Raw genomic sequence first — 20,708 nt, forward strand, 5'->3', positions numbered from 1 at the left:
AAAGCAGCGCTCGCGCCAGCGGCCCGTTCAAAGAGGCTCGCGGCGCGCAGCCACCGCGTTGAACCCGTTGCCCGTCACAGGTAACGGTCGAACCGTCGCCGCGCTGCGTCAAGCGCACGTGCGACGGACATAAGGAGGAGACATGCTTGATCAGAAGGTTCTCAGCGGCGAGCCGATCGACGTATCGCGTCTGATCGACGGACAGAAGGTCGGCTGGTTCGCCGTCGTGCTGATTTTTTCGACGTGGCTCGTGATGCTCACCGACGGCTACGAGCTCAGTGCGCTCGCGTTCGCCGCACCTGCGCTCATCAAGGCGTGGCACATCGAACGCGGCGCGCTGGGGCCGGTGTTCGGCGCGAACATCTTCGGCATCATGGTCGGCTCGATTCTGTTCGGCTATATCGGCGACCGCATCGGGCGCAAGCGCGCGATCCTGTTCGGCGCCTGTTGGTATGGGCTGCTGACGCTCGCGACGATTTGGACCACGCAGGTCCATGAACTGCTGTGGCTGCGCTTCGCGGCGGGCATCGGCATTGGTGGCGCGGTGCCGAATGCGTTCGTGCTCGTCTCCGAGTTCGCGCCGAAACGGCTGCGCGCGACCTGGGTCACGGTGATGTTCACCGGCTATACGCTCGGCGCGGGCTTCGGCGGCGCGGTCGCCGTCTGGCTCGTTCCGCACTTCGGCTGGCCGGCAGTGTTCGTCGTGGGCGGGCTAGCGCCGCTCGTCGTCGCGGCGTCGCTGGCGGTGGTGATGCCGGAATCTCTGCGCTTTCAGGTGCTCAGGCAGTGGCCGCAATGCGGCATCGTCGCGACCGCGCGGCGCCTGCGGCCCGAGCTCTCGCTCGAAGCGAATGTCTCGTTCACCGTCGCCGACGAGCGCGCGTTCCGCACTTTCACGCCGCGCCTGCTGTTCGCGGGACGCCTGCGCTACATCACGCCGGCGTTGTGGCTCGCGTACATCGCCAACTCGATGGCGCTGTTCTTTCTGCAGAACTGGCTGCCGGTGCTGATCGAAGCTGTCGGCGTGCCGCCGCGCCAGGCCGCATTGATGGGCACGCTCTTCTCGATCGGCGGCACCGCGGGCGGCCTCGCGCTGATGCGTTTCGTCGACCGGCGCGGCGTGCTGCTGATCACGTGCCTGCCGGTGCTCGGCTTTCCGCTCGTCGCGGCGCTCGGCATGGGTCTCGAGGCCGGCTGGCTGATGGCGGCGGTGTTCGGCGTCGGCTTTTGCGTGGCCGGTACGCAGTCCGGCCTGAATGCGGTCGCGTCGATGGTCTATCCGACGAGCTATCGCTCGAAAGGAACCGGCACCGCGATCGGCATTGCGAAGATCGGCTCGATCTCCGGGCCGGTGATCGGCGGCATGCTGTTGGGCGCGCATCTGCCGGTGCCCGAGCTCTTTCGCGTCGCGTCGATTCCGGTGATCGCGGTCGCGGTGCTGTCGTTCATTCTCGGCAAGGTGTACCGGCCGAACGTTGACAGCATGGATGAGAGCGTCCGCGAGACGACACCGTTTTCCCGCGCCGGACCCGCCACTGAACATTGAAGCAGTGGCCGCGCCGGCGGCCTATACAAGGCTGCGTGCGGACACCGGCGACGAAGTGCGTGCCGCACCGCAGCCGTCATAACAACCACATCAATCCAGCCTGGAGAAGACAAATGAGGACAGCAGTCTGCGCTGCTGCGGTTTTGTGCGCCTGTCTCGCACCCGCCGCTCACGCACAGAGTTCGATCACGCTTTATGGGATCATCGATAACGGTATCGCCTATACCAATTCGGTGGCTTCGTCGATTCACGCAAAGGGCGCTTCGCGTTGGTCGATGGCGACAGGCTTCGGCAGCGGCGATCGCTGGGGTTTCTATGGCCGCGAAGACCTGGGCGGCGGGATGGCGGCGGTCTTCCGCCTCGAAAGCGGTTTTAGCGGCATCAACGGCACGTCGTCGCAAGGTGGGCGGCTGTTCGGCCGGCAAGCCTACGTCGGACTTTCCAGCGACCGGTACGGCACGGTGACGTTGGGGCGTCAGTATGATTTCACGTTCGACTATGTCGCGGTGCTGATGTCGTGGTTGCAGTTCGGCAGCATCTACGGCGCGCATATCGGCGATGTCGACGATTCGTTCCAAACCTTTCGCCTGAATAACACAGTCAAATACGAAGTCTCGCCGTTCAGCGGATTGAAGCTCGGTGCGTTGTACGGGTTCAGCAATCAGGCGGCGGGCGAGAACGGCGCGGGTTTTGCGAACAACCGCGCGTATGCGTTCGGGCTCGACTATCTACGTGGGCCGATGCATATCGTGGCGAGCTATCTCGAACTGAGCAATCCGTCCGCGGGACTGGCGACGTCGACGAATCCGGGAGGCACCGTCGGCGACGAATACAGCGGGTCGACCAGCATCTTCTACAACGCGGGCTTCGTCGAACGTCAGCGCATCTACGCGCTCGGCGGCGGCTATGCGTTCGGCCCCGCGACGCTGAATGTGATCGTAACCGACACCCATCTCGACTATCGCGGCGCGCATCATCTGCGTGTCGACAACTACGAAATCAACGGACGCTATCAGGTGACGCCGGCGCTGACCGCCGGCCTCGGCTATATCTTCACGAATGGTGACGGTTATACCGGCAGCGGCGCGGCGTCGTTCGCGACGGGTGACCATCCGAAGTGGCACCAGGTGAATGCGGGCGTTTCGTACCTGCTGTCGAAGCGTACCGATCTGCATTTTTCAGCGGTCTATCAGCGCCTGGCCGGCGATGCCAGCGTAGTTGCGATTAACGTGTTCGGGCCGGCGGGAGAGGGAAGAAATAGCCAGCTCGCGCTGCTCGCTGGGTTCAGGCATCGCTTCTGATGCGTTAAAAGAACTTGCAACGATGACGTGCCGTTGTCTGCCGCCACCGGTCACTTCGTCTCTGTACTCGACAAGTCTGCTTGCGACCCGTGAGGTGTCGCTCTCCTCGTATGGCGTCGCTCTTCTTGCGCGACGCTGTCGGTCTTTTTTCATTCCTGCCACGATGCGATAGGTGCGCTGATAGCCGGCGTATCCAACATGGGAATCAACATCGGTCGTTCACAGACTCACCTGCCGCATGGCGATGCGCAGCGCCTGCGCGAGCGCGTGGCACTGGTAGAGAGTAAGCGCGAATTGCAGGTCGAACGGCTGCGCCCAGTTCGGTCCGTGCTCATGGGAACGGCGTTCGGATCGACCGGGCGCGCCGACCGCGTAGAGGTCATCGGTCCATGGGGACACCGCGTGGCCGCTGGTGAACCGGAATCCGGATCAAAGTAACCGGTTGGCCGGGAGGTCAAGTCAGAAATGCGCTTCCAGCCGCGAGCGTGATCGTGCATTCGACCGTGTGCTGTTCTGGCGCACGAGGGTAAACTCCACGCCACACCATGTCATGCGCTGCCGATTCACGCCCCTGCGCGTCAAGTTCGGCGTTCTCCCGAACTGCACACATGGCGTTAACCCTATCAAGACAAGGCGCCTTTTCGCGCCTATTCTTTGGATACAGAGTTCGGAACACGAAATTCAGAGGTCGGCGTGCAGCAATGAACAGCCTGACCGGGCGTCCCTATCAATCACTGGAGGAAACCAGACATGAGCGTCAAGTCAGAGAAGATGGATGAGCAGAAGCGCACGGGTGGCTCCGCCCCGGTTGCGAAAAAGCTGATTCCTTTTGGCGGGTACTACACGAACAAGGTACCGGACCACGACCCCGAACTGACCGAGACGGGTCCCGGTACGCCGATGGGCGAATTCATGCGCCGCTTCTGGCATCCCGTGTGCATGTCGCTGGAACTGACCGATACGCCGCGTTTCCTCAAGATTCTGAACGAGGAACTCGTCGCGTTCCGCGACAAGAGCGGCAACGTCGGGGTGCTGCATGCCCACTGCGTGCACCGTGGCGCTTCGCTCGAATATGGCGCCATCCAGGAGCACGGCATCATGTGCTGCTACCACGGTATGGTTTTCGACGTCGACGGCACGTGTCTGCACGTTCCTTTCCCGAAAGGCGAGGAGAAGGAAGCCGAAAAATTCGCCTGCTCGATTCGTCAGGGTGCATACAAGGCGGTCGAGCGCAACGGACTGGTGTTCGCCTACATGGGCCCACCCGACGACGAGCCGCCGTTCCCCGAATGGGAAGGCGACTTCACGGTGGCCCAGGGAGACGAACTCGTTCCATACAGCAACTTCCAGCACTGCAACTGGCTGCAGGTTCAGGACAACGCCGCCGATAACTATCATCCGACAGCGCTGCATGCGGGCAAGAACGTCGTGGATGGGCACTATCAAGGTACGACGTTCGACGAAGTCGGCGCCGCGTCGATGGAAGTCGCGCCTGACATGAATTTCGTGCCGGTGCAGGGCGGCCGCAGCCTGGCTTGCGCAGGCGCCCGCCGGGTCGACAAGGACAAGCTCTTTGTGCGCGTCCAGCATCAAGTGCTGCCGAACCTGAGCCTGCATGCCTACACATCCGAAGACGGCTCGAAGAAAAAGCTGTTCAGCCGGTTTCACATCATCCGCTGGACAGTTCCGGTCGACGACGAAAACAGCAAGATGATCGGCTGGCGCGTGATGGGCCCGGGCATAGACACGCGCGGCATCGGCAATAAAGAACTGGTCGGCTACGAGTCCATCGACTTTCTGGAAGGGCAGGTCGCGATGCGCCGCCCCGAGCGCTTCGGCCAGTACAAGCTGGAAGACTTGCCGCCCATTCCGCCGAATCACCGTGAGCGCGCGAACTATAAGGCAGCGCAATATGCGCCGGGCGACTATGAAGCCATCATCAGCCAGCGTCCGATCGCCGTCCATGCGCTAGAAAATCCGACCCGGTTCGACGCGGGTCTCTATCAGTTCCGCAAGATGTTGCGCGACGCGGTTCGCGGCACGAATGCAGCTGCCTCCGCGCAGGGCTTCGCCGAATGGCTCCGCGAACTGGGAGGCGCGCCCAACAGCTATTGCACCGGCAACGTGTTCGAGATTGCCGAGGGAGAAACGCTCGAGGATGAAGTCGCCCGCCGCCGGAAAGTCTTGAAGACCGTCGTCGCGATTCTCACCGAGAGTGACCCTCTCAAGGGCAGTGCGCGTGCGGAGTTCGTTCGCGAGAAGTTCGACGAACTCGAGCAGTCGCTCAAGCGCTGAAATCGTTCGTCATATTGACCAGATTGCGTAGATATCAGCCGGGCCGGCCACTGCGTCGACGAGTGGCCGGCGACGAGCGAGGAAGGGAGATAACGATGGAAACCTCACTGGAAACGGACACGGAAGAGGCCATTCAGGATATCGAAGCCGGCACGCTGGATGTCCGCGTGAAGCAGGTGCGGTATGAAGGCAAAGGTATCAACTCGTATGAGCTGACCAGCCCGGCAGGTGCAGCGCTGCCGCCTTTCGAAGCCGGCTCGCACATCGACATCCACCTGAAAAACGGCGTGATTCGTCAGTATTCGCTGTGCAATCCGCCGGCCGAGCGTCACCGCTACGTCATCGCGGTCCTGAAGGATGAAGCCGGTCGCGGCGGCTCGCGCTCCATGCATGACGACGTGGCGGCGGGCGACGTCGTCACCATCAGCAGGCCGCGCAATCACTTCGCGCTGGACGGCAATGCGAAGAAAGTCATTCTCATCGCCGGCGGCATCGGCGTCACGCCGCTGAAGGCGATGGCGCATGAACTTGAAGCGCATCACGTCGACTTCGACATGCATTATTGCGCGCGCAGTCGCGAAGCGGCGGCATTCAGCGAGCAACTCGCGAACATGGAGCGCGCCGGCAAGTTGCACTATCACTTCGACGATGGTGACGAAAGCAACCGGCTGGATCTGACGAAGCTGCTGGCGCATCCCTCTGCCGGAACGCATGTCTACTACTGCGGCCCCGCCGGTTTCATGAAGGCGTGTGCCGACGCGGCCAGCCACTGGCCAAAGGGTACGGTGCACTTCGAGCACTTCAAGGCGCCCGAGCAGCCGAAGCGCGCGCCTGCCAGCGTGGAATCCGCGCACGGATGCGACGTGACCATCGCCAGCACGGGACAGGTCGTGCATGTCGGCGCGGATCAGAACTTCGCAGAAGTACTCAATGCCGCGGGCGTCGAACTCCCGACGTCGTGCTGCGCGGGTTTGTGCGCAACCTGCAAGGTCCGTTACCGCGACGGTGAAGTCGAGCACAACGACTTCATCCTTGGCGAGGAAGAGCGGCAGGAGTATCTGACCGCGTGCGTGTCTCGCCCGGTAAGCACGACGCTGGTTCTCGAGTTGTGAGAGAGACGGTCGAATCGCTTTGGTCGACCGCACGCGGAAAAGGGCCCCTAACGAAGCCGGCGCTGGATATCACCAGGATATGTCCACGCCGTCGACAAGGACGCTGAAACCATGACATCGAAGCTGCTCAAACTTCAACCGCGCCCGGATTACGTCGAAGAGGTCTATGAGGTCCTTCTCGACGCAATCTGTGATGGTTCGCTCGCACCGGGAACACGCCTGACGCAGGAAGACATTGCGGAGCAACTCTGCGTGTCGCGCTCGCCGGTGCTGCAGGCGCTGCGACTGCTCAAGAAGGACGGGCTTGTCCGGGACGCGCCGGGGCGTGGGCTGCTCGTCGCGCCGCTGGAACCAGCAGCGCTCGCCGACCTCTACGAAATACGCGGTGCGCTCGATGTGCTCGCGGCGAAGCTGGCTGCCGCAACCAGAGCAAAACTCGACCCGAAACTCATCGAGCGCGGCCGGAAAGCGGCGCAGACAGGCAACGTCCACGCCATGATCGACGCGGATATGACGTTCCATTTCGCCGTCTACACAGCGTCGGGAAACCGTCTGATTGCGCAAACGGCGCATGGTCATTGGGTGCATATCCGGCGTGTGATGGGTGCCGTCCTTCAGGCGCCGGATCAGCGTCCTTCGATCTGGGACGAACACGCAGCAATCGCCCACGCGATAGAGCAGGGCGATGGCGCGCTCGCAGCACGTCTCGCGGAGGCTCACTCTAAACGCGCAAGTCAGTTGGTCGTCGGCCGGATCGGTGCGTTGCCCGGTGTGCTCGATCCGTGCGCCGAGCCCGCTACCTCGGTCGCCTGATCAGCGAATTGCAGGTCATGCCGGCGGTGATGACTTCATTGCCGGAATCAAAGGTGCAGTGTCGGCAGCAGCGCGACTGTTGCCGACGTACTTCGTCAGTTCCCATTCAATACGTAGGAGATCGAACATGTCTACTGCAGTTGCCGAATCCAGAACAGAATCCATCGTCAAACCGGGGAAGGTTTCGATTTATCAGCCAGACCAGGAAGGGTTGATTTTCCCCGAGGTTCCCGAGTTCACTTCGGCGCAAGCGCACCGTCAGCATCTCAAGGAACGACTGGTCGCGGCATGCCGTGCGTTTGCATTGCAGGGCTTTGACTACGGATTCGCGGGTCACCTGACCATTCGCGACCCCGAACATCCCAGCCTCTACTGGACGAATCCGATGTGCGTGCATTTTGCGCAGGTCAAGCTCTCGAATCTCATCTGCGCCGACCACAAGGGGAATGTCGTCGAGGGCAATTACGCGATCAATCGTGCCGGCTTCGTGTTGCACGCGGCGGTCCACGAGCAGCATCAGGACATCGTTGCGATGTGCCATGCGCATACCACGTACGGTACCGCCTTCTCTTCGCTAGGCAGGCCGCTCGCGCCCATCTCGCAGGACGCCGCGGCGTTCTACGAGGACCACGTCGTCATCGGCGACGAGGCTGGCAAGGTGGCAGTGGAAGTGAAGGGCGGCAACAAGGTTGCCAATGCTTTCGCAGGGGTCAAGGCGGCGATTCACCAGAACCACGGCCTGCTGACGGCGAGCCGTCACAGCATCGATTCGGCGGCGTTCTGGTTCATCGCACTCGAGCGCTGCTGCCAGCAGCAACTGATGATCGAGGCCACGGGCATTACGCCGAAGGAAGTGACGCCCGAGCGTGCGCGCTATAGCCGTGAGCACGTCGGTAGCGACTACATCGGCTGGTTGCACTTCCAGACCATCTGGAATGACCTCGTTGCCACGCAGCCGGACATGTTCGACTAAACGCAACGGCGAACGCAGGCTCGCGGCGGGGCTTCTTCGGCTGCCGTCGCGAGTCACTACCGGTGGGCATAAGAAAGAGAGCAACCACCGTCATCGGAAGGCCCCTCAGGAGACAACAATGAGTTCCCACAGTCCGGCCGTATATCTGGAAGAGAGCGAATCATCCGCGTTTGCGAAAGCCGCGTGGCGCCTTATTCCATTTCTTTTTCTCTGCTATCTGTCTGCTTACCTCGACCGAATCAACGTTGCATTTGCCAAACTGCAGATGCTCAACGACCTCGGTTTCAGCGAGGCGGTTTATGGATTTGGTGCGAGTGTGTTTTTTGTCGGTTACCTGCTTTTCGAGGTGCCAAGCAACCTGATTCTGCTACGCGTGGGTCCCCGCCGCTGGATTGCCCGGATCATGGTCACATGGGGCATCGTTTCGGTCGGCATGATGTTCGTGAGGACGCCGACGACGTTCTACATCATGCGCTTCCTGCTCGGTGTCGCAGAGGCGGGGTTCTTCCCCGCCATCGTCCTGTACCTCACGTACTGGTTTCCGTCTTCCCGGCGTTCGAAAATGACAGCGCTTTTCATGACGGGTATCCCGATGTCCGGCGTGATCGGCGGGCCCCTGTCAGGCTGGCTGATGACGGCGCTCAGCGGCGCACATGGATGGGCCGGCTGGCAATGGCTGTTCCTCGTCGAGGGCGTGCCCACGGTCTTGCTCGGTGTGATCGCCTATTTCTATCTGGACGACAAGGTGCAGGACGCGAAGTGGCTGACCGACGAACAGAAAGCCGTCATCGAGCGCAAGCTCGTCGAGGAGAAGCCTGATGGCCTGCTGCACTCGGTCAAGGACGGTCTTCTCAATCCAAAGATTCTCCTCGTCAGCGCCATTTATTTTTTCTACACGATGGGCCTTTACGGCGTGAGCTTCTGGCTGCCCTCGCTCATCAAATCGAGCGGCGTAGCCGATCCGCTTCACGTGGGTCTGCTGACTGCCATTCCGTACGCGGTCGGCGCGCTCGCCATGGTCGTGGTCAGCGTGAGTTCGGACCGGATGGGCGAGCGGCGTTGGCACCTGATCGTGCCGGGCCTCGTCGGCGCGTTCGGGCTCGCGATGAGCGTCTGGTTCTCTGACTCGACCGTGCCGGCGATGATTGCGTTGACCATCGGAACAATGGGCGTGATGACGACCATCTCGCAGTTCTGGGTGCTGCCACCGGCATTCCTCGGCGGTGCCGCAGCCGCAGCGGGTCTCGCCTTCGCGAATTCTGTCGGCAGTATCTCGGGCGTGGTCAGCCCGTCACTGATCGGTCTCGTCAAGACCGCGACGGGCTCGGCTGGCGCCGGCGTAATCGTGCTCTCGGTTAGCCTCGTCATAGCGGGTCTGCTGGTGCTATGCGTGCCGCCGGCTCTCGTCAACCGCCGCCGCTAGTTGTCTGCCTATGACGCAATCGCCGCCGCGGGCCATGGGTCCGCGCGGCGGCTATCGCTTCGGAAGTCAATTGAAAATGCGCCTAGCGTGCGGAGCGAGCGGGGGTATCTGTTTCCGCCATCGCCTGGCTCATGTGGCGCACCAGGTTTTCGCGGGCGACTTCGGTGTGTTGCAGGCTGAGCTTCGCGGCGAGCTCCTCATCGCCCTGTGCGATCGCGTCTGCAATCGCCGCATGTTCGTCCCACACGGATTTGCGCTGGCCCACTACCTGATGAACCGCTCCCATCACTCGCCGCAGATGCATCCAGTGCAAGCGCGCGCTGTCGACGATGAGCGGGTTGCCCGCAGCCGTGTAAATGGCGGTGTGAAACGCCATGTCGGCCTCGATCATCGCCTTGATGTCATCGCCCTTCGAAAGTTTGCGCCCGGTCGCCACGAGCGCTTTGTCCAGCTTCACTTTCTTCCTTGCGGCCAGACGCGCGGCCTGGCTGTCCAGCGCGCCGCGAAGCTCGTAGAGGTGACCGATGCGTGTTCCATCGAGTGGCGTGACCTGCAATCCCCGGCCGGGCGCATCTTCCACCAGTCCATCTTTTTTCAGCAGCCGGAAGGCCTGCAGGACGGGCGAGCGCGAGACGGCCAACTGCTCGGCGATTTCTTCCTGGACGATTCGAGTCCCTGGGGCAATTGAGCCCTCGCTGATCGCATCGAGCAGGACTCGATAGACCTCGTCGACGTAGTCTGTACGCGCCTGGATTTTCAGGAGTTTTGCTGGCATGGCTGCAGTCGCTGTGGATACAGAATACTAGTAGCTTACCAGCATTGATTAAGGCTGTTCAGGTGGATATGCGCTCGATTTGATGTGATGCAAGCCGTTGATGGAGTGGGACGAGGGCGATGCCGGGATAGTCAGCTTTTGCCCGACAGACTGGCGATCCAGACAGGGGGGCTGGACCGCCTGCTGAGATAGAGCCGGTTCAGTTCAGGGACGTCTGTCCCAAAGGTCTTTTCCAACGCTTTGCGCCCGATTTCTGCCTCCTTGTCGGTCGCTGCCTGCACGAGAATGACGACGGTCTCTGCGGCGAAGCGCTGCGCCGCCTCAGTCGCGAACTGTGCATCGTCTGCAAGGCGGCCTGCAGTGCAATCGCGGGCATCGCGAATCGCAACGGAAACTAGCCCGGATGAAGCACGCGCAAGAATCCAGCCCGCGAAGAGAGGGCGTTGCTTATGTGACCCGGTTGGCACGCCGACAAGACCCACGATATCCACAAATTGCGGGTTTTTCGCGAGTACGTCGCGGGCGCCGGCAGGCAGACCCGTGCCGCTCGTCCAGGTATCCATGACTGATGGCGGTCTGTCCGAGCCGCTGAACGAAAACCCCGTTTCGCCAAGTACGAAACGCTGTGATTTGCCGTCGCTTGCGGGGCGCGCTATCAGGAAGTCCGCTTCTTTCATGCCGTCTCCGTTCTTCATCGTGGGGAGAGCCTGGCTTATCCGCTGGCGGTTTTTTTGGGGTATTGTGTTCGCGGAACTCAGAACTCTGTATACAAATAGAGTAGTGGGTGCGACGTTGGCGGCCTATCAGTGGAAGTACTGAGCCGAGCCCGTCGTTCAGGAGGCGACACCGCATGCCTTACCTGCGTGTTGACGGATTCCATATCTCTGACTAAAGTCAGAGATATGGAATCCGACATTCTTCAGATCCGTCGCTTTAACCGCATAGTCGCCGAAAGCATTGGCGCTATCGATGACCATTTCCTCGGACGTGGCCGCCCGATGGGCGAATCACGCCTGCTATGGGAGATCGGCGTCGAAGGTGCGGATATTCGTACGCTTCGCGCGCGGCTAAATCTTGATTCAGGCTATGTCAGCCGTACGTTGGCGTCTCTTGAACGGCAAAAGCTTGTCGCTGTCCTCGCTCATTCGGGCGACCGGCGGGTACGCCGGGCTTGCCTGACTCAGAAAGGCCTCACGGAAAGGGCCGAACTCGAACGGCTCTCTGATGAGGTTGCTTTGCGCGCGCTCGAACCGCTCGGCGATGAGCAGCGTCGGAGACTGCTCGCCGCCATGTCTGAGGTTGAGCGTTTGCTACAGGCATCCCTCGTGAATTTCGCGCTGGAGGATCCAGATGCTGACGACGCGCGATGGTGCTTTGAACAATATTTTGGCGAGCTTGATCAGCGCTTTAAAGGAGGATTCGACCCGTCCAGCAGTCTGCCGGCGGATGCGCATGAACTGAAGGCACCGGCGGGCGCGTTGATCGTCGCGAGACTGCATGGAAGCCCGATCGGCTGCGTCGCATTGAAATTTCATAAGAAGTCCCCGGCCGAGCTCAAAAGAATGTGGGTGAGCCCTTCCGCTCGCGGTATGGGTGTAGGCCGCCGGTTGATTGTCGAGGCGGAGAAACGTGCCCGGCAGGCCAAAGTGCGCATTATTCACCTTGAGACAAATCGAACGCTGGTCGAGGCGATTTCGCTATACCGGCAATCGGGATACGTGGAAGTCGATGCGTTCAGCGCGGAACCGTATGCCCACCACTGGTTTGAAAAGCGGCTGGTCTGAACAGCCGAAACTCGCTGCTCTGCGGACGTTCGACTGTCGCTGATGTTCGTCTCATGTGGCGCTTTCCCCCGCTGTCCAAGTTCGCTCGTCACGCCTCTTGAAGCAGTCGAGTCATCGTGCGCGGCGGTTTCGCCCGTGTGCGTGCTTCGATCGGGGCGTCTGCACTCACATCACAATTCGCACCTCCTATCTCCGGGCCGCGCAAAAAGGCGGGCGTGGCTTGAAGCGTCCTATTTTCAGACATCCTCGCGACGCCCTCCAGCGCAAAACGTCCGATTTTGCGACAGCGAACGGGAACGGCCACGGGCTCGCCGGGCCTTATCGCGCTAGCGCTTCATGCCTGCATGCCGACTGAGCCAGGTGTGTTCGTTTCCGCTTTCTTGGCATAAGCATTGCTTTATCAGCGTTCGCCGCGCGCAAAGGCGCCGCTCGTACGGTACGTGTATTTCGCGGCCATATCTGAACGGAGGAGACAAAAGTGAAAGCTGCTGTGCTGCACCAGTACGACGAGTCGTTGACTCGAGAAGAATTCGTGCGCTATGAAGACGTCGACGATCCGAGGATCGAGCGACCCACCGATGTGATCGTCCGGATTGGTGGCGCCGGTGTGTGCCGCACCGATCTGCATGTAGTGGAAGGCATCTGGCGCAGCAAGGTCGATGTGGCGTTGCCCTACATCATGGGCCACGAAAACGCCGGCTGGGTCGAGGCGGTGGGCCGCGGTGTCGAGAGCGTCAAGGTGGGTGATCCTGTCATCTGCCATCCGCTCGTGACAAGTGGACATTGCCTTGCCTGTCGGCGCGGCGACGATATGCACGCGACGGACAGCCGGTTTCCCGGCATCAACGCCAACGGCGGCTACGCTCAATATCTGCTGACCGGCGAACGCTCACTGATCCAGTTGCCGAAATCGCTCGCGCCGAAGGATGTTGCTCCTTACACCGACGCGGGCCTTACCGCGTATCGCGCTGCAAAAAAGGCTTCGCGTCATTTGCTCCCCGGTCAGTTTGCCGTCGTGATTGGTGCCGGTGGCCTCGGGCACATAGGCATTCAAGTCCTGAATGCGCTCTGCGCGGCGGAAATCATCGTCGTTGACCGCGCTGATGTTGCGTTGCAACTTGCAAAGGAATGCGGCGCACATCACACGGTCAAGGGCGACGGCAACGAGGTAGAGCGGGTGCTCGAACTGACGGGCGGCAACGGCGCAGAAGCGGTGATCGATTTTGTCGGTGAAGGTGACGCAATCGCAAAGGGTCTCGCAATGACGCGCAACGCGGGCTTTTACTACATCGTCGGCTATGGCGGAAAGATCGAGTTACCGACCATCGACATGATCACTAGCGAGAAGACCATCGTCGGCAATCTCGTGGGCACCTATCCGGAACTGGTCGAACTCATGGCGCTCGCCGACCGTGGTCTCGTTCATCTGGCGACACGGGAATACCGTCTTGGCGAGGCGAACCAGGCGCTCAAGGACCTGCATCACGGGAAGGTCAAGGGCCGGGCGGTGTTGATTCCGTAGACGCCAGGACGGGCGGGTCTGAACAGGGAGATCGCCATGACTGTGGAGCGTGACGCAGCCTCAGCCTCAGAGCGCATGCGTCTGGTTATCGCATTGACTGAAGTCAACTCCCGTCACTTGCGAGGTGAAAGCAGACGCGCCGGCGCGGAGATCGAACTGGCGTGCGCATTGGCTTGCGAGGAGCGCGACGGCGTCTCGCAAACAGGAACGGCAGATGTCGAACAGTTACGCGAGCGCCTCAGCGAGGCCGAGCGCACTTTACTGGCGATCGAATCCGAACAGCAGGGACTCGTGGACGAACTTGCCCGTTTGGACAGTAGCGCGTCAACCGGTTCACAGGGAGACTGGCAATGAATCGGATCCCGGTTACGGTGCTCACGGGCTTTCTTGGCGCAGGCAAAACCACGCTGCTCAATCGAATTCTGGGCGAGCAGCATGGGCGGCGCTATGCGGTGGTCGTGAACGAATACGGCGCGATCGGCATTGACGGTGGCCTCGTCGTTGGCGCGCAAGACGAGGTTATCGAGTTGAACAACGGCTGCGTATGCTGCAAGGTGCGTGGCGATCTGATTCGAGTCGTGTCTGCGCTAGTGAAGCGTAAGGATGGTTTCGACGGGATACTGATCGAAACTTCCGGCCTGGCCGACCCCGCACCGGTGGTGCAGACCTTCTTCATCGATGACGAGATCCGGCAACGCACGCGGCTCGATAGCGTGATCTGCGTGGCCGATGCGGTGCATTTGCCGGCGCGTCTCGCGGATAGCCGCGAGGCGGCGGAGCAACTCGCGCAAGCCGACATCGTGCTGATCAACAAGACCGACCTCGTCGATCCGGCCGCCCTCGCTTCGGTTCAGGATGCCGTGCGACGCATCAACCCGACAGCGGAATGGCTGACCAGTGTGCGATGCGAAACTCCGCTTGCCGCGTTGCTCGATCGCGGCGCGTTCGATCTCAAGCGCATGAAGCTGGCCACGTCGCCGTGTGAGAACGGCGAATTATCGCGCGGTGCGCGGACGTACCGCTATGTATCTGCTGGGACGGGCGCACGAGTCGATCAGGGACGTCATAGTCACGGAATAGATAGCGTGTCGTTGTGCGTCCGGCGTCCGCTCGAGCGCACGCGCTTCCTCTCGTGGTTGCAGCAACTGATAGTCGAACAAGGTCAGGATCTACTGCGCACAAAAGGTATCGTCGATCTCGCTGGATCGGCGCATCGCTTTGTTTTTCAGGGTGTGCACATGACGATGGATACGGATTTCGACCGACCATGGAGAGCCGGCGAACACCGCGAAAGCCGCCTTGTGTTTATCGGCCGCAACCTCCATCGGCGGGAATTGCGGGAGAGCGTCAGGCATTGCGAGATCGACTCATGAACGCGCCACCCGCTCTCGTGGAGCTGCTTGGAGCCCGGTGGGTCGCCGAGGCGTCCGTCATCGAAGTCGTTTGGGATACATCGGGTCAATGGGCTGGCTTCGCGCTCGGTGACGGTACGCTTGCGCTCGCTACCGGTGTCTGGGACGGCGGCCCCCGACTCAAATTGCGCGAGGGTGGCAGCGTCGAATTCCAGCAGGCACAGGCGCCGCCGGCGCCACTTGCTCGCTTCAGCGTGCATGAAAACACGTGTCTGGCTCTTGCCACCGACCCTGCAGGGGGATTTCTCAGCGCTGGCGACGATGGCCGTCTCGTTCATCTGCGCCTCGACGGTTCGAGCGAACTGATTGCGCACGAAGACGGCGCATGGATCGACCGCGTGGCTGCCAGTCCTGCGGGTGGGCGAGCCTATGCGTGCGGCCGAAAAGTTCATTGGCTGGGGCCGAAGCCAGCCTGCCTGATGCTGTCCGGCTCGGCGACATCGCTGGTATTCGACCCGTCCGGTACCCAACTGGCGATCTCGCATCACGGCGGTGTGACTATCTGGGCGGCCGATACGCTCAGAGAGCGTCAGCTTACGTGGCCGGGCTATCACCGTGACGTCGCGTGGAGCCCTGACGGCCGCTATCTCGTGAGCGGGATGGAGGAGAACGCGTTGCACGGCTGGCGGCTCCCGGACGGCGGTGACATCGAGATGGGCGGGTATCCCGGTCAGCCGCGCTCACTATCGTTTTCCGCTGATGGCCGTTTTATTGCGACGAGCGGCGGCATGCGCGCGGTGTGCTGGAGCTTTGATTCACTCGGGCCCAATGACGGGCCGCACGAATGCGGCATTGCCGGCAAGTCGCCGGTGAGCCGGGTGGCGTGTCATCCGGCTCACTCACTGATCGCGGTGGGATATCACGGCGGCGCGGTGTTGTTATGCCAGCCGGGCAGCAGCGACATATTACTCATCCAAGGTTCCGGCAACAGCGCTGTAACCGCGATGGCCTGGTCGCCGGATGGCCGCCGGCTCGCGCTAGGAACGGATGCTGGCGAACTGGCAATCGTATTTCTCCCTAACGAATTGTTCCGCTTCGGAGCTCGCAGGTAAGTCGGCCATGTGGCCACCCCAATTCAAATCGGAGGCGACTATGAGTAATGGAAGCACACCCAAGGAGCAGTTCTTCGAGCGCCTGGGCGCCGTAGCAGACGAGATGATCGAAGCGTACGGCAAGGACTTTGCGGTGGGCGCGCTGATTCTCACTGCCCGCTTCGTTGCCGAAGGGAAGACGCCTGATGATGCAGCCCACGGCGTGATCCTTACGCGCGAAAGCCACGGCAGTGTGGCGACGTAGAAAGCGTCACGCGGGTTCGTGATTGTTTGCTCGATAAATAGGGCGCGGAAGCGCTAGTGTTGACCAGTCCGGCATCTTCGCTCTGACTCAAATGTCCCAATATCGGACAAGCCTGCGAATCGGAGTTGTCGCAGAACACGACATGGTGTAGTGAGCGTTTTTTAACAGAAGGCTGTGCGCCTTGGCAGGCTTGACGTAGGAAAAATTAGCATTTCTGGCACGCTTATCGCTCTATCGGTACAGGTCAATCGGGAGCGTCGACGTCACGAAGTACAAAGTGAATACGACAGGAAACTCGATCGTCAAGACTGGTTAATCCAGTCTGCAACGCGATTCGGTATCCTAAGTTATTAAAATTCTGATGAGACGAATCGCCCCATGTTTTTGACTCCGGTCCTGGCACTGGCCGGCCCGCCCGAAGCGTCGCCTTGCGACGGTAATCGAAACGGAACTAGGAGATCTCAATGTCTGATGGATTAACGCTTAACAAGATCACGTCCCAGCGCGGGATCAGTATCGGCGAAGCGGCACGCCGCGTTGCCGATCTCGGCTGGACTCCCAGCTACGTCCAGGAGGCGATGACCTTCCCGACGGACTACAAGATCAGCAAGGCGCCGCGTGACCCGATGAAACAGGTGCTGCGCTCCTATTTCCCGATGCAGGAGGAAAAGGACAATCGAGTCTACGGCGCACTCGACGCGGCATTGCGCGGCGACATGTTCCGCAACGTCGAGCCTCGCTGGGTGGAATGGATGAAGCTATTCCTCGCGATCATTCCGTTCCCGGAAATCTCGGCAGCGCGCTCGATGGCGATGCTTGGCCGCCTCGCCCCCGGTGAAGAGTTGCGTACCGGCTTTACGATGCAGATGGTCGACGAGTTCCGGCACTCCACGATCCAGATGAATCTGAAAAAGTGGTATATGGAAAACTATATCGATCCAGCCGGATTCGATATCACCGAAGCCGCGTTTGGCAAGTGCTATGCGACCACGATCGGCCGTCAGTTTGCCGAGGGCTTTCTCACCGGCGATGCAGTGACTGCCGCGAACGTGTTCCTGCAGGTGGTGGCTGAAACGGCTTTCACCAACACGTTGTTTGTCGCGATGCCGTCGGAAGCCGCCCGCAATGGTGACTACGCCCTACCGACAGTCTTCCTTTCCGTGCAGTCGGATGAGAGCCGCCATATCGGCAACGGCCACTCGCTTGTGATGTCGATCATCAACGATCCGGACAATCATCTTTTGCTGGAGCGTGACCTACGCTACGCGTTCTGGCAGAACCACGCGATCGTCGACGCGGCGATCGGTACCTTCATTGAATACGGCACCACGGACCGCGACAAGAACAAGGAGTCATATGCGGAACTCTGGCACCGTTGGATCTACGAGGATTACTACCGGACCTACATGCTGCCGCTGGAGAAGTACGGCATCAAGATTCACCACGACGACATCGCCGCCGCGTGGGACCGCATTGTCAAGCAAAACTATGTCCATAAGGTCGCACAGTTCTTCTCGGTAGGCTGGCCCGTCAACTTCTGGCGCATCGAAGCGCAGACCGAGAAAGACTTCGAGTGGTTCGAGCACAAATATCCTGGCTGGTACGCCGAGTTCGGTGACTTCTGGAAGTGGTATGCGAAAAAGAGCGTGCCTGGCGAAACCAACATGCTGTTCGATCAGGAAAACGGCTACGTGTATCCGCATCGTTGCTGGAGCTGTCTCGTGCCCTGTCTGATTCGTGAAGACTTCGTCGTGGACGAGGTTGACGGCCAACTGTACACGTATTGCTCGGAGCTATGCCGCTGGACGCATAAGGTGGCGTTCGCACCGGAATACGAAGGCCGGCCAACTCCGGCAATGGGGCGCTTCAGCGGACGCCGTCAGTGGGAAGAGTGCTACCACGGCTGGGACCTGGCCGATTGCATCAAGGATCTCGGCTTCGTGCGCAGCGACGGCAAGACACTTGTGCCGCAACCGCATCTGCGCTTTGACGACAGGCAGATGTGGACGCTCGACCACGTGCGCGGTTACAAGATTCAAAGCCCGATTGTGCTGTTGCGCGGCATGACACCGGAACAGCGCGAGAAACACATTGCTGAGTATCGCGCCGGCTTCAAGATCAATCCGGTGACTTGACCAGGTTATCGGAACCGGCGGCGCCGATACCGCCGCCGGATGCGATCGGGAGCAAGAGATGAGCGACACGCAAGAGACGAGGCGCGCGATGGCGGACAAACGTGACGACAAGGTATTCCATACAGTGTACTTCGAGCCGGTCGGTGTGCAGATGTCGGTGGCGGAGGGCGAGACGGTGCTCGACGCCGCGTTTCGCCAGGGTATTGCGGTGATGCACGGGTGCAAGGAGGGGCAATGCAGCAGCTGCAAGTCGCTGCTGATCGAAGGCGATGTGGAACTCAAGAAGTATTCGACGTTCGCGCTGCCCGACTACGAACGCGAGTCCGGCCATATTCTGCTATGCCGCACGCTTGCCTATAGCGATTTGACCGTCGAGTTGTTGAACTATGACGAAGACCTGATGCGCCGATCGATCGCAGTGAGCGAATATGACGCGACGCTCACGAAGATCACCGCGCTGACACACGACATCAGGCTACTGGAAGTGAAGTTGTCGAGGCCGCTGCGATTTTGGGCCGGGCAGTACGTGGACCTGACAATTCCGGGTGTTGGCATCACGAGATCGTTCTCGATGGCGAATACCCCTGTCGGCGAATCGACGCTGCAGTTCATCATCAAGAAGTATCCCAACGGCGCGTTCTCTTCGCAGCTGGATGGCGGACTCAAACCCGGCGACAGGCTGATCGCGAAGGGGCCGTATGGTACGTGCTTTCGGCGCGAGGACCAGCCTGGGCCGATGGTGCTGGTCGGCGGCGGGTCAGGCATGTCACCGCTGTGGTCGATCCTCAACGATCACGTGCAAAGCGGTGAAGAGCGACCGGTCCGGTTTTTCTATGGCGCACGTAGTCGTCGCGACCTGTTCTATCTGGACGAATTCGAAGAGCTGGAAGAAAAGCTGCCGGATTTCCGCTTTATTCCGGCGCTCTCGAACGCCGAACCGGACGACGGCTGGACGGGCGAAACCGGCCTGATCCACGAGGTGCTTGGCCGACGCTTGCGCGAGGAATCGCTCGCAGGCGAGATCGATGGCTACGCGTGCGGGCCCACTCCGATGATCGAGGCGGTGATGCCGGTGCTTCAGGTGGCGGGTGTTGCGCCGGAGCGGCTCTATTTCGACAAGTTTACGCAGGCGGTTCGCTAACCGGATCTGGCAAAGCGCCTATTCGAAGTGCCTATAACCGAAACAGGAAGGAGGACTAACATGAGCACATTGGCAGAGCAGTCGCCGGCTAAGTCGTCGGGCGCGGCGGGCGCGGCCCAGTTCGCCGGCTGGGACAGCCGCAAGTACAACTACTTCGAGCCGAAGGGGCGCAAGGCTAGCCACTACGAGGACATGACGGTGGATGTCCAGCCCGACCCGAACCGTTATCTGCTGCAGGATTGGATTCTGTCGTTTGCTGACGGCACGCCGACGTATTCGCAAACCTGGACGGCGGCCAAAAGCTCGGACTGGCATCAGTTCCGCGCGGTCGATGAGGAATGGGAGCGCACCCATTATCAGCGTCAATCGACCATCGTCGGCATGGTTACCGGCGCGATCCAGAACGGACGGCGCTCGGGTGCTGTGAAGCGCTTCGATAAGACCTGGATAAAGGTTCTGGAACAGCATCTCGGCGCATACAAGCATGCGGAGTTCGGTTTGGGCACGGCCACGATGCACGCGCAGCGATACGGCTACACCCAGATGATCAATAGCGCCATCCTCACCAATGCATCGTACAAACTGCGCTTCGCTCAGGACTTGACCCTCTACCTTGGCGAGATCGCGCTTGACTTGCCCAATCTCGACCTCGATGCGGGCAAAGCCCACTGGCTGACCGATCCGATCTGGCAGGACACACGTCGGGCGATAGAGACGATTGGCGGCGCCACGGACTTTCTCGAGAAGTACTTTGCCGTGAATGTCGTATTCGAGCCGCTCGTGGCGGATCTGTTTCGCAGCGGTTTCATCATGCAGATCGCCGCCGCGCAAAACGATTTTCTGACGCCGACGGTGGTGTCCGCGGCAGAAGGCGATTATGAGCGCAACCTGGCCAACGCGGTCGAGTTGTTTCATATGCTCGCGAACGACCCGCAGCACGGCGAAGCCAACCGTCAACTGTTCGGCGAATGGCTGGAAAAGCACGGTGCGCTGGCTTCGGCCGCGGCAAAGCAGCTGCAGCCGATCTGGTCGATTCCGCATGTGAAGACTGCCCAGTTCAACGATTGCCTGAACAGCGCGGTCGAGCGCGCGGAGATGATCGCCAAAGAGATCGGCGTCGCCTTTCCCTCGTCGATCCGCGCCTGAACGCGTCTCGATTCATTCGAACCAACTGCAAGAG

General features: G+C 60.8%; 19 protein-coding genes. 17 read left to right on the forward strand and 2 right to left on the reverse strand.

The features are described from left to right. Positions 1-142: 142 nt before the first annotated feature. The 8 genes from PQQ53_RS04500 (at position 143) to PQQ53_RS04535 (ending at position 9,463) form a co-directional block, all read left to right on the forward strand. Positions 143-1,546 (forward strand): MFS transporter, encoded by a 1,404-nt coding sequence (locus PQQ53_RS04500; RefSeq protein WP_408152253.1) that lies wholly within the window; start codon positions 143-145, stop codon positions 1,544-1,546. A gap of 113 nt (positions 1,547-1,659) precedes the next feature. Continuing rightward, positions 1,660-2,847, forward strand: coding sequence for a porin (locus tag PQQ53_RS04505; RefSeq protein WP_408141224.1), 1,188 nt, complete (start codon positions 1,660-1,662; stop codon positions 2,845-2,847). Between the two features lie 198 nt (positions 2,848-3,045). Then, positions 3,046-3,285 (forward strand): hypothetical protein, encoded by a 240-nt coding sequence (locus PQQ53_RS04510; RefSeq protein WP_408152254.1) that lies wholly within the window; start codon positions 3,046-3,048, stop codon positions 3,283-3,285. A gap of 312 nt (positions 3,286-3,597) precedes the next feature. Continuing rightward, the gene (locus PQQ53_RS04515; protein WP_408141226.1) at positions 3,598-5,142 is read left to right on the forward strand and encodes a Rieske 2Fe-2S domain-containing protein; all 1,545 of its coding nucleotides are present in this window, start codon (positions 3,598-3,600) and stop codon (positions 5,140-5,142) included. 95 nt (positions 5,143-5,237) lie between these two features. Next, complete coding sequence (locus PQQ53_RS04520; RefSeq protein WP_408152255.1) at positions 5,238-6,254, forward strand: PDR/VanB family oxidoreductase; 1,017 nt, start codon at positions 5,238-5,240, stop codon at positions 6,252-6,254. A 111-nt stretch (positions 6,255-6,365) separates the two neighbouring features. Beyond that, positions 6,366-7,067 (forward strand): GntR family transcriptional regulator, encoded by a 702-nt coding sequence (locus PQQ53_RS04525; protein WP_408152256.1) that lies wholly within the window; start codon positions 6,366-6,368, stop codon positions 7,065-7,067. 127 nt (positions 7,068-7,194) lie between these two features. Continuing rightward, on the forward strand, positions 7,195-8,040 hold the full coding sequence (locus tag PQQ53_RS04530) for a class II aldolase/adducin family protein (protein WP_408152257.1): 846 nt from the start codon (positions 7,195-7,197) through the stop codon (positions 8,038-8,040). A 118-nt stretch (positions 8,041-8,158) separates the two neighbouring features. Beyond that, the gene (locus PQQ53_RS04535) at positions 8,159-9,463 is read left to right on the forward strand and encodes an MFS transporter (protein ID WP_408152258.1); all 1,305 of its coding nucleotides are present in this window, start codon (positions 8,159-8,161) and stop codon (positions 9,461-9,463) included. A gap of 82 nt (positions 9,464-9,545) precedes the next feature. Here the strand turns inward: PQQ53_RS04535 and PQQ53_RS04540 are convergent, their stop codons facing one another. Then, positions 9,546-10,238 carry a GntR family transcriptional regulator gene (locus PQQ53_RS04540; RefSeq protein WP_408141231.1) on the reverse strand — a complete coding sequence of 231 codons (693 nt, stop codon included), beginning with the start codon at positions 10,236-10,238 and terminating at the stop codon, positions 9,546-9,548. A 131-nt stretch (positions 10,239-10,369) separates the two neighbouring features. Next, entirely contained in the window at positions 10,370-10,915 is a 546-nt protein-coding gene (locus PQQ53_RS04545) for a hypothetical protein (RefSeq protein ID WP_408152259.1), read from the reverse strand. A 225-nt stretch (positions 10,916-11,140) separates the two neighbouring features. On the opposite strand from PQQ53_RS04545, the gene PQQ53_RS04550 reads away from it, so the two are divergent. The 9 genes from PQQ53_RS04550 (at position 11,141) to PQQ53_RS04590 (ending at position 20,674) form a co-directional block, all read left to right on the forward strand. After that, positions 11,141-12,022, forward strand: a complete 882-nt coding sequence (locus PQQ53_RS04550; protein WP_408152260.1) for a bifunctional helix-turn-helix transcriptional regulator/GNAT family N-acetyltransferase — start codon at positions 11,141-11,143, stop codon at positions 12,020-12,022. A 478-nt stretch (positions 12,023-12,500) separates the two neighbouring features. Beyond that, positions 12,501-13,544 carry an NAD(P)-dependent alcohol dehydrogenase gene (locus PQQ53_RS04555; RefSeq protein ID WP_408141234.1) on the forward strand — a complete coding sequence of 348 codons (1,044 nt, stop codon included), beginning with the start codon at positions 12,501-12,503 and terminating at the stop codon, positions 13,542-13,544. A gap of 36 nt (positions 13,545-13,580) precedes the next feature. Continuing rightward, positions 13,581-13,898, forward strand: a complete 318-nt coding sequence (locus PQQ53_RS04560; protein WP_408152261.1) for a hypothetical protein — start codon at positions 13,581-13,583, stop codon at positions 13,896-13,898. Next, positions 13,895-14,917, forward strand: coding sequence for a CobW family GTP-binding protein (locus tag PQQ53_RS04565; RefSeq protein ID WP_408152262.1), 1,023 nt, complete (start codon positions 13,895-13,897; stop codon positions 14,915-14,917). Before PQQ53_RS04560 ends, PQQ53_RS04565 begins: the two co-directional genes overlap by 4 nt. Then, on the forward strand, positions 14,914-16,008 hold the full coding sequence (locus tag PQQ53_RS04570; RefSeq protein ID WP_408152263.1) for a WD40 repeat domain-containing protein: 1,095 nt from the start codon (positions 14,914-14,916) through the stop codon (positions 16,006-16,008). Before PQQ53_RS04565 ends, PQQ53_RS04570 begins: the two co-directional genes overlap by 4 nt. A gap of 40 nt (positions 16,009-16,048) precedes the next feature. Beyond that, positions 16,049-16,252, forward strand: coding sequence for a hypothetical protein (locus PQQ53_RS04575; protein ID WP_408141238.1), 204 nt, complete (start codon positions 16,049-16,051; stop codon positions 16,250-16,252). Between the two features lie 464 nt (positions 16,253-16,716). Then, positions 16,717-18,387 carry an aromatic/alkene/methane monooxygenase hydroxylase/oxygenase subunit alpha gene (locus tag PQQ53_RS04580; protein WP_408152264.1) on the forward strand — a complete coding sequence of 557 codons (1,671 nt, stop codon included), beginning with the start codon at positions 16,717-16,719 and terminating at the stop codon, positions 18,385-18,387. Between the two features lie 58 nt (positions 18,388-18,445). Then, positions 18,446-19,528 (forward strand): NADH:ubiquinone reductase (Na(+)-transporting) subunit F, encoded by a 1,083-nt coding sequence (locus tag PQQ53_RS04585; RefSeq protein WP_408152265.1) that lies wholly within the window; start codon positions 18,446-18,448, stop codon positions 19,526-19,528. 60 nt (positions 19,529-19,588) lie between these two features. Beyond that, positions 19,589-20,674, forward strand: coding sequence for an aromatic/alkene monooxygenase hydroxylase subunit beta (locus tag PQQ53_RS04590; RefSeq protein WP_408141241.1), 1,086 nt, complete (start codon positions 19,589-19,591; stop codon positions 20,672-20,674). Positions 20,675-20,708 lie beyond the last annotated feature (34 nt).

It is taken from the genome of Paraburkholderia strydomiana, assembly GCF_046030495.1.
In the GTDB taxonomy this organism is placed as follows: domain Bacteria; phylum Pseudomonadota; class Gammaproteobacteria; order Burkholderiales; family Burkholderiaceae; genus Paraburkholderia; species Paraburkholderia strydomiana_A.